The 13,068-nt window shown below is 71.7% G+C and carries 11 protein-coding genes; 3 read left to right on the forward strand and 8 right to left on the reverse strand.

Annotation, left to right across the window (positions count from 1 at the left end; translation table 11 throughout):
• Positions 1 to 64: 64 nt before the first annotated feature.
• The gene (locus tag AC5RVZ_RS15710; protein ID WP_494066697.1) at positions 65 to 673 is read left to right on the forward strand and encodes a histidine phosphatase family protein; all 609 of its coding nucleotides are present in this window, start codon (positions 65 to 67) and stop codon (positions 671 to 673) included.
• 55 nt (positions 674 to 728) lie between these two features.
• Here AC5RVZ_RS15710 and AC5RVZ_RS15715 read toward each other — a convergent pair whose 3' ends face one another.
• The 5 genes from AC5RVZ_RS15715 to AC5RVZ_RS15735 are packed head-to-tail and all read right to left on the reverse strand — an operon-like array spanning position 729 to position 6,924.
• Entirely contained in the window at positions 729 to 1,538 is an 810-nt protein-coding gene (locus AC5RVZ_RS15715) for an HpcH/HpaI aldolase/citrate lyase family protein (protein ID WP_494066698.1), read from the reverse strand.
• On the reverse strand, positions 1,535 to 2,041 hold the full coding sequence (locus AC5RVZ_RS15720) for a MaoC family dehydratase (RefSeq protein ID WP_494066699.1): 507 nt from the start codon (positions 2,039 to 2,041) through the stop codon (positions 1,535 to 1,537). The genes AC5RVZ_RS15715 and AC5RVZ_RS15720 overlap by 4 nt, the downstream gene beginning before the upstream one ends.
• Before the next feature lie 10 nt (positions 2,042 to 2,051).
• Complete coding sequence (locus AC5RVZ_RS15725) at positions 2,052 to 3,203, reverse strand: acyl-CoA dehydrogenase family protein (protein ID WP_494066700.1); 1,152 nt, start codon at positions 3,201 to 3,203, stop codon at positions 2,052 to 2,054.
• A gap of 16 nt (positions 3,204 to 3,219) precedes the next feature.
• The gene (locus AC5RVZ_RS15730; RefSeq protein ID WP_494066701.1) at positions 3,220 to 5,316 is read right to left on the reverse strand and encodes an acetyl/propionyl/methylcrotonyl-CoA carboxylase subunit alpha; all 2,097 of its coding nucleotides are present in this window, start codon (positions 5,314 to 5,316) and stop codon (positions 3,220 to 3,222) included.
• A gap of 3 nt (positions 5,317 to 5,319) precedes the next feature.
• Positions 5,320 to 6,924 carry a carboxyl transferase domain-containing protein gene (locus AC5RVZ_RS15735; protein ID WP_494066702.1) on the reverse strand — a complete coding sequence of 535 codons (1,605 nt, stop codon included), beginning with the start codon at positions 6,922 to 6,924 and terminating at the stop codon, positions 5,320 to 5,322.
• Positions 6,925 to 7,028: 104 nt separating this feature from the next.
• Between AC5RVZ_RS15735 and AC5RVZ_RS15740 the strand changes: the two genes are divergently transcribed.
• Together AC5RVZ_RS15740 and AC5RVZ_RS15745 are read left to right on the forward strand one after the other, a co-directional pair.
• A complete protein-coding gene (locus AC5RVZ_RS15740) occupies positions 7,029 to 7,625 on the forward strand; it encodes an SACE_7040 family transcriptional regulator (protein WP_494066703.1) in 597 nt (198 codons plus the stop codon).
• 30 nt (positions 7,626 to 7,655) lie between these two features.
• Positions 7,656 to 9,473 (forward strand): alkaline phosphatase family protein, encoded by a 1,818-nt coding sequence (locus AC5RVZ_RS15745; RefSeq protein ID WP_494066704.1) that lies wholly within the window; start codon positions 7,656 to 7,658, stop codon positions 9,471 to 9,473.
• Between the two features lie 19 nt (positions 9,474 to 9,492).
• On the opposite strand, the gene AC5RVZ_RS15750 is transcribed toward AC5RVZ_RS15745, so the two are convergent.
• The 3 genes from AC5RVZ_RS15750 to pdhA are packed head-to-tail and all read right to left on the reverse strand — an operon-like array spanning position 9,493 to position 13,033.
• On the reverse strand, positions 9,493 to 10,893 hold the full coding sequence (locus tag AC5RVZ_RS15750; protein ID WP_494066705.1) for a dihydrolipoamide acetyltransferase family protein: 1,401 nt from the start codon (positions 10,891 to 10,893) through the stop codon (positions 9,493 to 9,495).
• Positions 10,890 to 11,906 (reverse strand): alpha-ketoacid dehydrogenase subunit beta, encoded by a 1,017-nt coding sequence (locus tag AC5RVZ_RS15755; protein ID WP_494066706.1) that lies wholly within the window; start codon positions 11,904 to 11,906, stop codon positions 10,890 to 10,892. The genes AC5RVZ_RS15750 and AC5RVZ_RS15755 overlap by 4 nt, the downstream gene beginning before the upstream one ends.
• Positions 11,903 to 13,033 carry a pyruvate dehydrogenase (acetyl-transferring) E1 component subunit alpha gene (gene pdhA / locus AC5RVZ_RS15760; RefSeq protein ID WP_494066707.1) on the reverse strand — a complete coding sequence of 377 codons (1,131 nt, stop codon included), beginning with the start codon at positions 13,031 to 13,033 and terminating at the stop codon, positions 11,903 to 11,905. Before pdhA ends, AC5RVZ_RS15755 begins: the two co-directional genes overlap by 4 nt.
• Between the last annotated feature and the right edge of the window lie 35 nt (positions 13,034 to 13,068).

Raw genomic sequence — 13,068 nt, forward strand, 5'->3', positions numbered from 1 at the left:
TCCCGTGCCGCGCGCGGCGTGGGGGCTCAGCGTCCGTCAAGGCGACGGCCCCTAGGCTCGAGAGGTGACTGCGCTGATCCTCATCCGCCATGGCGAGACCGACTGGAACCGTGATCGGCGCATTCAGGGCACCACCGACATCCCCCTCAACGACACGGGACGTGCGCAGGCGCGCGAGACCGCCGAGGCGCTGCGGGCGCGTCTGGACCGGACGCTTCCCCTGACGGTCGCCTCCAGCGACCTCGCCCGCGCGCGGGAGACGGCCGAGATCATCGCCGCCGAGCTCGGGGCCGGGGCACCTCTCGTCTACCCGGGTCTGCGCGAGCGCCGCTACGGCGAGGCGGAGGGCATGCACGTCGAGGACTTCCGCGCCCGCTGGGGCGATTGGCACACCGCTGAGGTGCCGGGCGCCGAATCGTGGCCCGACCTCCGGGCGCGTGCCCTGTCGGCGCTCGCTTCGGCCGTGCAAGAACACCGCCGCGCCACCGCATCGACGCCTGGGACCACGCTGGTCGTGGTCGCGCACGGCGCGCTCATCCGCGAAGTGATCCGCCACGCCACGGCCGGCACGCTCCCGCCTGTGGGCGAGCGTCTGGCGAACGGATCCGCGCACGACTTCGTCTTCGAAGGCGACGAGCTTCGCCTGGTCGCCTACGCCGGCCTCGTCGCCTGAGCCGGCGCCATCCCCTCGGCGAAAGACGCGCCCCTCGCCGAGGGATCCTTCGAATTCACCGCCGCGCCCGCGCCAGCACGACGCGCGCATGACGGAGCACCGGCTCGTCGATCATGCGGCCCTCATACGCGAAGACGCCGCGCTGACCGCGCGCGGCGGCGATCACGCCTTCCGCCCACGAGACCGCCTTGTCGTCAGGGCGATAGGCGTCGCGGATGACGGCCACCTGGCTCGGGTGGATGCACGCCGTCGCCGCGAAGCCGGATGCCGCGGCATCGGCGGCCTCGGCGGCCAGGCGCTTGCTGTCGCCGATGTCCAGATGCACCGCGTCGATCGCTGCCTTGCCGCGGGCGCCGGCCGCGATCAGCACGCGCGAGCGGGCATACCGCGCGACGTCGCGGTAGCGGCCGTTGGGCTTGCGGCTGGATGTGCCGCCGAGGCTTGCCACGAGGTCCTCCGCGCCCCACATCAGGGCGACCACGTTGCCCAGCGCGGCGATCCGGTCCGCCTGCGCGACGCCCTTCGCCGTCTCGCACAGCGCGACCACCTCGAACCGGGCGTCGATCCGCGCCAGGCGCTTGGGCGAGTCCGCCTTGGCGACCATGATGCGCCGATAGTCGGTCTGCGACAGCGTCGCCAGGTCCGCCGTGAAGTCGTCGGTGCCGAGGGGGTTGACCCGCACGATGACCCGCGAAGGATCGAGCTCGGACTCGATGAGGTGGCCGCGTGCCGCCGTCTTGTCGGCCGGAGCGACGGCATCCTCGAGGTCGAGGATGACACCGTCGGAGCGCTCGAGCGCCTTCGTGTAGCGCTCGGGACGGTCCGCCGGGCAGAACAGCAGCGCCGGGCCGAGTGCGAAGCTCATGCGGAGTCCTTTCGGTCCGGTGCACGCCACATCAGTGCCACGCGCGTCGCGACGGCCACGATCTCGCCGCGCTGGTTGCGTCCGGTGTGGCGGAGCGTCACGATCCCCTGCCCCGGCCGCGAGGCGGACAGGCGCTTGTCGACGACCTCCGTCTCGGTGTACAGGGTGTCGCCGTGGAACAGCGGCGCCGGGAACGAGATGTCCGAGAGCCCGAGCTGCGCGACGAGGGTCCCCTGAGTGATCTGCGTGACGGATGCGCCCACCATGGTCGACAGCGTCCACATCGAGTTCATGAGCCGCTGACCGAACGGCTGGGTCTGCGCGTAGGCCGCGTCCAGGTGCAGGGCCTGCGCGTTCATCGTCAGTGAGGAGAACAGCACGTTGTCGGCCTCGGTCGCCGTCCGGCCGGGGCGGTGCAGATACCGCGCCCCGACGTCCAGCTCGTCGTAGTAGAGGCCGCGTTGGACGATGCCCTCCGCGCCGTCGTCGTCCACGTTGCTCACGCTACCGTCCTCACGCGACGCCGAGTGCCCGCGCGATCACGAGCAGCTGGACCTCCGTGGTCCCTTCGCCGATCTCGAGGATCTTCGAGTCGCGGTAGTGCCGGGCGACCGGGTACTCGTTCATGAACCCGTTGCCGCCGAACACCTGCGTCGCGTCGCGCGCGTTGTCCATCGCGGCGTCGCTGGCCGTGAGCTTCGCGATCGCCGCCTCGGTCTTGAAGGGCCGGCCGGCATCCCGCAGGCGCGCTGCATGGTGCCAGGCCAGGCGTGCGTTGTGGACGCGTGCGTGCATGCGGGCCAGGAGGAACTGCATGCTCTGCCGGGTGGCCAGCGCCTCCCCGAACACCGTGCGCTTGCGGGCGTAGTCGACGGCCGCTTCAAGGCATCCTTCGGCCGCGCCCGTGGCCAGCGCGGCGATCGCGATACGCCCCTCATCGAGGATGTGCAGGAAGTTCGCGAAGCCGCGACCACGCTCGCCGAGGAGGTTGCCGGCGGGCACCCGCGCGTCCTGGAACGAGAGCGGGTGGGTGTCGGATGCGCGCCAGCCGACCTTGTCGTACCCCGGCTCGACGGTGAAGCCCGGTGTGCCGTTGGGGACGATGATGGTGGAGATCTCCTTCGCGCCCTCGCGCTCGCCGGTCACCGCTGTCACGGTGACGAAGCGGGTGATCGCGGTGCCGGAGTTGGTGATGAACTGCTTGGAGCCGTTGAGGACCCACTCGTCACCATCCAGGCGCGCCGTGGTGCGCGTCGCGCCGGCGTCGGACCCGGCTTCGGGCTCGGTCAGGCCGAAGCCGGCCAGCGCCCGCCCTGCCAGCAGGTCGGGCAGCAGTTCACGCTTCTGCTCCTGGGTGCCGAACCGGAACACCGGCATGGCGCCCAGGCTCACGCCCGCCTCCAGCGTGATGGCGATCGACTGGTCGACCCGCCCGAGAGCCTCGATGGCTAGGCACAGGGCGAAGTAGTCGCCGCCCTGCCCGCCGTACTCCTCGGGGAAGGGCAGCCCGAACAGGCCGAGCTCCCCCATCTGCGCCACGACGTCGAGCGGAAGCGTGTGCGTGCGGTCCGCCTCGTACGACTGCGGCGCGACGATCTCGTCGGCGAACTGTCGCACCATCGCGGCGAGCTCGCGCTCGTCATCGCTGAGGTCGTAGGTGTCCATGATGCTCCTCGGGGTCTCAGGAGGGTGCCGGCGCCGCCTCGTGGGCGGAGTCGGCAGCGGGTGCGGGTGAGGATGCCTCGTGCGAGGCGACGTGCGCGAGCACCTGATCGCGGCGCACCTGGTCGCCGACGGCGACGTCGATGCGGACGACGCCCTCGTGCGGCGCTGTGACCGGGTGCTCCATCTTCATGGCCTCGATGGTGACGACGCGCTGGCCGGCCGCGACGGTGTCGCCGGGGGCGACGTGGACGGCGGCCACGGCGCCCGGCATGGGGGCGCGCAGCTCGGGGTCGGCGGCCGCGGTCGACCGCTCGCGCTCGGCGAGCCGCCGCTGCATCGCTGCGCGCCGCGACACCGGGCGCAGGCGGTGGGTGCGGCCGGCGGCATGGATCCACACCCATCCGTCGGCGTCGACTGTCGTGAGCGCGTCGGAGGGCGCCGCGCCTGTCATGCGCGGGCCGGATGCCGCAGATCCCGCGCCGATGCCCGAGCCGTCTCCCGTCGGCGCAGCTGCGGACACCAGCTGACCGGCATCCGTCTCGAACCGCTGCACGGGCGGCACGGGACCGGTCAGGCGCCATCCGCTGCGCGAGCGCCAGAGGGCGCTCGCGTGGTGCGCGGCGCCGCCGTGCGCTCGGACCCCGGCCTCCGACTGCGCGGATGCCGCGCCGCCGAGGCGGTCCCACGCCGCGGCGGCGGCGTGGAGGACGCTGTCGTCGGGAGGCGGTGATGCGAAGGGCGGCATGCGGTCGATCAGTCCGGTCTCCATCGCACCGGCCTGCACGTCGGCGTGGGCGATGAGCGTCCGGAGGAACGCGATGTTCGTGTCGACGCCGAGCACGACCGTCTCGGCGAGGGCGTCGTCGAGACGGCGGAGCGCCTCATCGCGGTCGTCTCCGACCGCGATGACCTTGGCGATCATGGGATCGTAGTCCGCTGTGACGGCGCTGCCGGTCTCGACGGCGCTGTCGGTGCGCGCGTGCGGCGCCGCCTGCCACAGCAGCACGTCGCCCGTCGCGGGCAGGAAGCCGCGCTCGGGCGCCTCCGCGTACACGCGCGCCTCGATCGCGTGTCCGGTCAGCCGCACGTCGTGCTGCGCGATGCCGAGCCGCTCCCCCGCCGCCACACGCACCTGCTGCTCCACGAGGTCCACGCCCGTCACCAGCTCGGTGACGGGATGCTCCACCTGCAGCCGCGTGTTCATCTCGATGAAGAAGAATTCGTCGGGCCGGTCGCCGGACACGAGGAACTCCACCGTGCCGGCGCCGCGATAATCCACGGACGCCGCCGCCGCGCAGGCCGCGGCGCCCAGGCGGTCTCGCACAGCGCCGTCGACGACCGGCGACGGCGCCTCCTCGATGACCTTCTGGTGTCGACGCTGCAGCGTGCACTCGCGCTCTCCCAGGTGGATGATCCCGCCCTGCCCGTCCGCGAGGATCTGCACCTCGATGTGACGCGGCCGTTCGATCAGGCGCTCCAGCAGCAGGGCGTCGTCGCCGAAGGCGGCGGCGGCGACCCGGCGGGCGGTCGCCAGGGCGTCGGGGAGCTCCGCCGCCGTCTGCACAGCCTGCATGCCCTTCCCGCCGCCGCCCGCGGACGGCTTCACCAGGAGCGGGAAGCCGGCGCTCTCGGCAGCGGCGGCGATCTCGGCATCCGTCATGCCGACGGCGCTGAAGCCCGGCACCGTCGGCACGCCGTGCGCGGCCACGTGCTCCTTGGCCCGGATCTTGTCGCCCATCACGTCGAGGGCGCGCTCGCCCGGCCCGATGAAGACGATGCCCGCCCGCATGCACGCGCGGGCGAAGGCGGCGTTCTCGGAGAGGAATCCGTACCCGGGATGCACCGCCTGCGCCCCGGTCCGCCGCGCGGCGGCGACGACCGCCTCGATGTCGAGATACGACGCGGCCGCGGGCGCCGGGCCGATCCGGACGGCCACGTCGGCCTCACGGACGTGCGGCGCCTGGGCGTCGGCATCGCTGTAGACGGCGACCGAGCGGATGCCCAGGCGCCGGAGCGTCCGGATGACCCTGCGCGCGATCTCGCCACGGTTCGCCACCAGCACGGTGTCGAACAGCCCGGTCGCGGTCGCTCTGCCGTCAGCGCGGTCGATCATGGCTCACATCCGGAAGACGCCGAAGCGGGTGTCGGGAAGACGGGTGCGCGAGATGACGTCGAGTGCGAGTCCCAGGACGTCGCGCGTGTCGACCGGATCCAGGATGCCGTCGTCCCAGAGCCGAGCCGTGGCGTAGTAGGGGTTTCCCTGCTCCTCGTACTGGGCCCGGATGGGAGCCTCGAAGTCGGCCTGCTCCTCGGGCGGCCATTCCTGTCCACGCCCGGCGAGCTGGTCCCGCTTCACGGTCGACAGCACGGACGCGGCCTGCTGCCCGCCCATGACCGAGATCCGGCTCGCCGGCCATGTCCACAGGAACCGGGGCGAATACGCCCGTCCGCACATCGAGTAGTTGCCGGCGCCGAAGGATCCGCCGATGACCACCGTGAGCTTGGGCACGCGCGTGGTCGCCACGGCCGTGACCATCTTCGCGCCGTCCTTGGCGATGCCGCCCGCCTCGGCGTCCCTGCCCACCATGAAGCCGGAGATGTTCTGCAGGAACAGCAGCGCGGTCCCGCGCTGATCGCACAGCTCGATGAAGTGCGCGCCCTTGAGCGCCGACTCGCCGAACAGGACGCCGTTGTTGGCCACGATGCCCACGGGATGCCCGTGGATGCGGGCGAATCCGGTGACGAGCGTCTGGCCGTACTCGCGCTTGAACTCGTGGAAATCGCTGCCGTCGACCAGGCGGGTGATGACCTCTCGGACGTCGTACGGCTGGTTCACGTCCACCGGGACCACGTCGTAGAGCTCCTCCGGATCCGCCGCCGGCGGGACCGGCGCCGCCGCCTCCCACGCCGGTGCGGCGGGAGGCGGCAGCGTCGCGACGATGTCCCGGACGATCTCGAGCGCGTGCTCGTCGTCCTCCGCGAGGTGGTCCACCACTCCTGAGCGACGGGCATGGAGCTCTCCCCCGCCCAAATCCTCCGCGGACACCACCTCGCCGATCGCGGCCTTCACCAGCGGCGGCCCGCCGAGGAAGATCGTCCCCTGGTTGCGCACGATCACGGTCTCGTCGCTCATCGCCGGCACATACGCGCCGCCGGCGGTGCAGGAGCCCAGCACCGCGGCGATCTGCGGGATGCCGGCCGCCGACAGTCGGGCCTGGTTGAAGAAGATGCGACCGAAGTGATCCCGATCGGGGAACACCTCGTCCTGGAGCGGAAGGAACGCCCCGCCCGAGTCGACGAGGTAGACGCAGGGCAGCCAGTTCTCCAGCGCGATCTCCTGGGCCCGCAGGTGCTTCTTGACCGTCATCGGGTAGTACGTGCCGCCCTTGACGGTCGCGTCGTTGCACACCACGAGCACGTGGCGGCCGTGCACGAGCCCGATGCCCGCGATGACGCCCGCCCCGGGCGCCTCGCCGCCGTAGAGGCCGTCAGCGGCCAGCGGCGCGATCTCGAGGAAGGGACTCCCCTCGTCGAGAAGACGCGTGACGCGGTCGCGCGGCAGGAGCTTGCCGCGGGACACGTGACGCTCACGGGCGTGCGCGGGTCCGCCGAGGGACGCCGCGGCCAGGCGCTCTCGCAGTCGACGGGCGAGCGCCCGCTGCGAGGCATCCGCGGAGGCGAAGCCGTCCTCGCGCAGGGCACCGCTTGCCGGCACGCTCATGTCATCTCCGTCGACGTCACGATCGGATCACGCCGGTTGTCCCGGCGCGACCGCATTGGTTAGTGTTCACTAACTGGCTCCGAGGTTAGCGAGGATTAACTGAAATGACAAGCGGCGTCAGCGAGCGCGGACGGGCGAAAGCCGACCGCCACGCCGCGATCCTGCAGGAGGCGGCCGCGCTCTTCGCCGAGCGCGGGTTCAGCGGCGTGAGTCTTGAGGACATCGGCAGCGCCGTGGGCGTGAGCGGACCGGCGCTGTACCGTCACTTCGCCAACAAGCAGGCGCTGCTGGGCGCCATCCTGGTGCGCGTGAGCGAGCGGCTCCTCAGCGGCGGCCGCGCCGTCGTCGGCGAGCACGAGCGGCCCGCGCAGCAGCTGCGAGCGCTCGTGGCGTTCCACGTCGAGTTCGCGCTGCGCGACGCCGACGTGATCCGCGTCCAGGACCGCGACCTCGGCAGTCTCAGCGACGAGGACCGCCACACCGTGCGACGCCTGCAGCGCGAGTACGTCGAGGTATGGATCGGCATCCTGTCCGCGGTCCATCCGGCGCGCGCGAACGACGACCTCCGGGTTCGCGCCCACGCCTGCTTCGGGCTGATCAACTCCACCCCGCACAGTGTGCGGGCCCTGCGCTCACGTCCGGCCGACGTCGAGGTCCGCGGCATCCTCGAGGCCATGGCGCTCGCGGCCCTCGAGGCCTGACGGGCCCACGTGCCCTACCCTGGAGCGACGATGTCGGGGCACGACGGCAGGACGGACGACGCGGCGCACGGGGGCGCGACGCCGCAGCCGGACGCGCCCGCCGACGGCGGCGACGGCGGGGAGCTGCGGTCCCGCCGCGACTTCCTCAAGCTCGGCGGCATCGCCGCGGCCGGAATGGTGGTCGGCGGCGGCGTGGGAGCGGCGGCCGGCGCGTCGATCGCGTATCAGGCGGGCTACCGCGAGGGATCTGTCGACATCGGCGCCGCGCCCGCGCGGGACGAGCCGGGCTTCGACCACGTCGTGGTGCTCATGGGAGAGAACCGGTCCTTCGACAACATGCTCGGGTGGCTGTACACGCCTGAGACGCTTCCGGCCGGTGAGACCTTCGACGGTCTCGCCTTCGGCGACTACGCCAACACCGCTCCCTCGGGCGAGCGGATCGCCGCCCACCCGTACAGCGGACCGACCGACGAGGTGATGGGCCGGCCGAACCCTGACCCGGGCGAAGAGTTCCCGCACGTCAACACGCAGCTCTTCGGCACGGTCGAGCCGGCATCCAACGCGACGAGTCAGATCGACGCGATGGCCGAGCCCTTCAACGCGCCCCCTGCCGGGACGAAGCCGACCATGTCGGGCTTCGTCCGCGACTATGTCAACAACGTCGCGCGTCTGCGCCACGGCCGCGCGCCCACGCCGGACGAAGCCGCCCACATCATGGGCGGCTTCTCGCCGGAGCAGCTCCCGGTGCTGTCGACCCTCGCCAAGGGGTTCGCAGTCTTCGACGCCTGGTTCGCCGCCGTGCCGTCGCAGACCTACGGCAACCGCTCGTTCTTCCACGCCTCCACGTCGCACGGATTCGTCACCAACAAGCACGGGGGCGGCTACGACAAGTGGCTCGACGCGCCGGCGGCGCCCACGATCTTCAACCGTCTCGAGGACGCGGGGCTTTCGTGGAAGGTGTACTTCGACGAGATGCAGCTGGTCTCCCTCACGGGCATCCTCCATGCGCCGGCGCTCGAGCCGTACTGGCGCACGGGCCGCTTCGGCTACATGTCCGAGTTCTTCGACGATGCCCAGGCGGGACGTCTGCCGGCCTACGCGTTCATCGAACCGCGCCTGGTGTACAACCACAACGACTTCCACCCGCCCGTGGGCGTGTACCGCTCCAGCGAGGTCGACGGGCAGATGGTCGTCGATTCCGCCGTCTCCGACGTGCGCGCCGGCGAGAAGCTGGTCGCGGACGTCTACAACGCGGTCAGGCAGAGCAGCACGCCGGACGGCTCCAACGCGATGAACACCCTCCTGCTGATCACCTTCGACGAGCACGGCGGCACCTACGACCACGTCCCTCCGCCGGCCGCCACCCCGCCCGAAGCGGGCGGCGACGTGGGAGAGATGGGGTTCGCGTTCGACCGCCTGGGAGTTCGCGTCCCGGCGATCGCGGTCTCGGCGTATACGCGCGCGGGGACGATCGTGCACGACGAGCTGCACCATGCCGCCGTCATCGCCACCCTCACGCGCCTGCACGGTCTGCGTCCTCTGACACGACGGGATGCCGAGGCGGGCGACCTGTTCTCGGTCGTGAACCTCGACACCCCGCGCGACCCGGCGACGTGGCCGGTCGTGCATCCGATGTACATGCCGCCCAACCCCCACGAGGACGAGCCGGCGGATCTGGAGTCGGGCCCTCACAGGCACAAGCCGCTGAGCTCTCCCGGGCGCGGCCTGCTGGGCCTTCTGCTCGCGCGCTACGGGCCGCCGGACGCCGCGGAGCCTCAGACGTACGCGGAGGCCTACGACGTGCTGCAGCGGCACGGGCTCGGCCTGTTCTACCCCAAGCGAGCGTGACGGCGGGCCAGGTCCGACGTCACCGCAGCAGCATCGCGCGACCCGGCTCGCGCAGCACGTCCGCCACGTCGACGAGGAACTTCGACCCCTGCTCGCCGTCGACGAGGCGATGGTCGAACGACAGGGCGAGCGTCATGACATCGCGCAGCGCGATCTCGCCCCGGTGCTCCCACGGCTGCCGTCGCACGGCGCCAAGAGCGAGGATGCCCGCCTCGCCGGGATTGAGGATGGGCGTTCCGGCGTCGACGCCGAAGACGCCCACGTTGGTGATCGAGAAGGTGCCGCCGGTCATGTCGCCCGGTGCCGTCTTGCCCGCCCGTGCCGTCTCAGCCAGGGCGCGGATGCGATCCGCGAGCTCGACGAGGGTCAGCTCGTGCGCATCGCGGATGTTCGGCACCACGAGGCCGCGGCCGGTGGCGGCGGCGATGCCGAGATTGACGTAGTGATGCTCGACGATCTCGCCCGCCGCTTCGTCCCAGCGCGAGTTCAGCTCCGGGTGACGGGCGAGTGCCAGACACACCGCCTTGGCCGCCACGGCGAGGATGCCGATGCGATGGTCCTGCAACGACCGGTCGGCGCGCAGCGAGGCGATGAGCTCCGTCGTCGCCGTGACGTCGACGGTGAGGAATGTCGTGACGTGCGGCGCCGTGAAGGCGCTGCGGACCATGGCCTCCGCCGTGTGCTTGCGCACCCCGCGGATGGGGGTGCGCGTCTCCCGGCCACGGGTCTCGCGCCCGTCCTGGGCGGGCGCCGGCTCCCGGTCGATCGTCGGTGCTCCGCCGATCGTCGACGCGCCGACGCGCGCCGCGAACGCTTCGACGTCGGCACGCGTGATGATTCCGCTCGCGCCGGTGGCCTCGACCAGGGCGAGGTCCACGCCCAGCTCCTTGGCGAGCTTGCGCACCGGCGGCGTGGACCTCGGCCGCTCGATGGGCCGGTCGGTCACGTCGCCGAGGTGGATGGCGTCGTGAGGCGCCGCCTCCAGGACGGCGGTGTCGGGCGCGCTTGCGCGCGCGACCCCGGCGGCGCGGGTTCGCCGCCGCGGCCGCCCGGCACCGGCCGGGGCGGCGCCGTACCCGACGAGGTTGGGCTCGGCGGCAGGAGTCGCCTGCGCCGGCGTCGCCGTCTCGGGGGCCACCTCGGCGGCGGGCTCGGGAGCGCTGCTGGTCGACGGCGAGGCGTCCGCGGTGTCGAAGGAGATCAGCACGGAGCCGACGGAGATGACGTCGCCCGCCGCGGCGTGGAGCGCCGTCACCGTACCGGCATACGGTGACGGCAGCTCCACGACGGCCTTCGCCGTCTCCACCTCGGCGATCGTCTGGTTGAGCGCCACCGTGTCGCCCTCGGCGACGAGCCACTGCACGAGCTCCGCCTCGGGCAGGCCCTCGCCCAGATCAGGCAGCCGGAAGTCCTCGGTCATGACGCCTCCACCAGGCCGGTGAGGCTGTTGGGTCTGTCCAGCACGCGATCCACGGCATCCAGGATGCGGTCGAGGTCCGGGAGGTGATGCTTCTCGAGCTTCGCCGGCGGGTACGGGATGTCGTGGCCGGTGACCCGCTGCGGGGGCGCTTCCAGGTAGTGGAAGCAGCGCTCGGTCACGCTCGCGACGAGCTCCGCTCCCACGCCCGCCTCCCGTGCGGCTTCGTGGGTCACCACGACACGACCGGTCTTGCGCACGGACGCGGTCACCGTGCGGTAGTCCACCGGTGAGATCGACCGCAGATCGACGACCTCGATCGACACGCCCTCATCCTCGGCGGCGGTCGCGGCGTCCAGCGCCGTCGAGACCTGGGACCCGTAGGTCAGAAGCGTCACGTCCGAGCCTTCACGGACGACGCGCGCCAGGCCCATCGGGGCTGCGTCGGCGAGCGGGACGTCGAGGTCGACGTCGCCCTTCGTGTGGTACAGCCGCTTGGGCTCGAAGTAGACCACCGGGTCGTCCGACGCGATCGCCTGCCGGAGCATCACGTACGCGTCCTGCGGGTTCGACACCGCCACCACGCGTAGACCCGACGTGTGCACGAAGTACGCCTCGGGCGACTCGCTGTGGTGCTCGGCGGCGCCCACGCCCCCGGCCCACGGGATGCGGATCGTGATCGGCATCGAGACGTTGCCGCGCGTGCGGTAGTGGAGCTTGGCCACCTGGCACACGATCTGGTCGAAGGCGGGATACACGAAGCCGTCGAACTGGATCTCGACCACCGGGCGGTATCCGCGGAACGCCAGCCCGACCGCGGTGCCCATGATGCCGGCCTCCGCCAGTGGCGTGTCGATCACCCGCTGGGCGCCGAACTGGTCGAGCAGCCCGTCGGTGATGCGGAACACCCCGCCGAGCTTGCCGATGTCCTCGCCCATGACGAGCACCTTCGGGTCGTCGGCCATCGCCCGGCGGAGGCCTTCGTTGATGGCCTTGGCCATCGTCAGCTGCGTCATCGCTGCGCCTCCTGCGTTTCGAACCCGTCGAGGTACGCCGCGAACCATGCGCGCTGTTCGTCCAGACCCGCGTGCGGCTCGGCGTACACGTGGTCGAGGACGCTGATCGGCTCGCGCGTCACCGCCTGCATGGCGGCCGCCCGCACCTCGCCCGCGAGCGCGTCCGCGTCGGCCTCGACCCCGGCGGCGAACTCGTCGTCGAACTCGCCCATCCCGCGCAGCAGCGCCTCCACACGCGCGATCGGGTCGCGCCGGCGCCACTGCTCGACCTCCTCCTTGTCGCGGTACCGCGTGGGGTCGTCAGAGGTGGTGTGCGGTCCCATCCGGTAGGTCACCGCCTCGATGAACGCCGGTCCCCTGCCGGAGCGGGCGTGGTCGAGGGCCCACCGCATCGCCGCGAGGCAGGCCAGCACGTCGTTGCCGTCCACCCGCATGCTCGGGATGCCGAAGCCCGGCGCCCGACCCGCGATCGGGTACTTCGCCTGGACGGTGACCGGTTCCGAGATGGCCCACTGGTTGTTGGTGCACACGAACACCGTGGGTGCACGGAAGGAGGATGCGAAGACCAGGGCTTCGTTGACGTCACCCTGACTCGTCGCGCCGTCGCCGAAGTAGGCGACGCTGACCTGGTCGGTGCCGTCGCGCTGGATGCCCATCGCGTAGCCGACCGCGTGCAGCGACTGCGCGCCGATGATGATCTGCGGGGTGGCGGCGTTGATGTCGTACGGGTTGTAGGTCGACAGCTCCTCGCCGCGCCACGCGAGCACGTAGTCCGCGGGACGCGCGCCACGGGCGTAGACGACGCCGGTCTCCCGGTAGCTGGGGAAGGCGAAGTCATCGGCTCGGAGGGCACGCGCGGTGCCGATCTGCGCGGCCTCCTGCCCGAGGCACGGCGGCCACAGGCCCAGCTGCCCCTGCCGCTGCAGGGCGACCCCCTCCTTGTCGATGCGTCTGACGAGCACCATGTCGCGATAGAGACTGCGCAGGAACGCTGCGTCGACGTCCTGCACCCAGCGATCCAGCTCCGCGTCGGCGAGGCGCTCGCCGTCGGGGCTCACCAGGCGTGCGACGTCCTCGATGTCGGTGCCGAGGTCAGCGGTGGGGCCAAGGGTGTGCGTCATCGTCATCACTCCTCATGCGGTACTCCCTCGTGAGGAGCCGC

Source organism: Arthrobacter sp. Cza30 (genome assembly GCF_059090765.1).

Excerpts from the sequence above, each read along its gene's own strand:
- AC5RVZ_RS15750 (WP_494066705.1), bottom strand. The coding sequence starts at position 10,893 with ATGACCGAGGACTTCCGGCTGCCTGATCTGGGCGAGGGCCTGCCCGAG.
- AC5RVZ_RS15740 (WP_494066703.1), top strand. The coding sequence starts at position 7,029 with ATGACAAGCGGCGTCAGCGAGCGCGGACGGGCGAAAGCCGACCGCCAC.
- AC5RVZ_RS15730 (WP_494066701.1), bottom strand. The coding sequence starts at position 5,316 with ATGATCGACCGCGCTGACGGCAGAGCGACCGCGACCGGGCTGTTCGAC.
- pdhA (WP_494066707.1), bottom strand. The coding sequence starts at position 13,033 with ATGACGATGACGCACACCCTTGGCCCCACCGCTGACCTCGGCACCGAC.
- AC5RVZ_RS15735 (WP_494066702.1), bottom strand. The coding sequence starts at position 6,924 with ATGAGCGTGCCGGCAAGCGGTGCCCTGCGCGAGGACGGCTTCGCCTCC.
- AC5RVZ_RS15715 (WP_494066698.1), bottom strand. The coding sequence starts at position 1,538 with ATGAGCTTCGCACTCGGCCCGGCGCTGCTGTTCTGCCCGGCGGACCGT.
- AC5RVZ_RS15755 (WP_494066706.1), bottom strand. The coding sequence starts at position 11,906 with ATGACGCAGCTGACGATGGCCAAGGCCATCAACGAAGGCCTCCGCCGG.
- AC5RVZ_RS15725 (WP_494066700.1), bottom strand. The coding sequence starts at position 3,203 with ATGGACACCTACGACCTCAGCGATGACGAGCGCGAGCTCGCCGCGATG.
- AC5RVZ_RS15745 (WP_494066704.1), top strand. The coding sequence starts at position 7,656 with ATGTCGGGGCACGACGGCAGGACGGACGACGCGGCGCACGGGGGCGCG.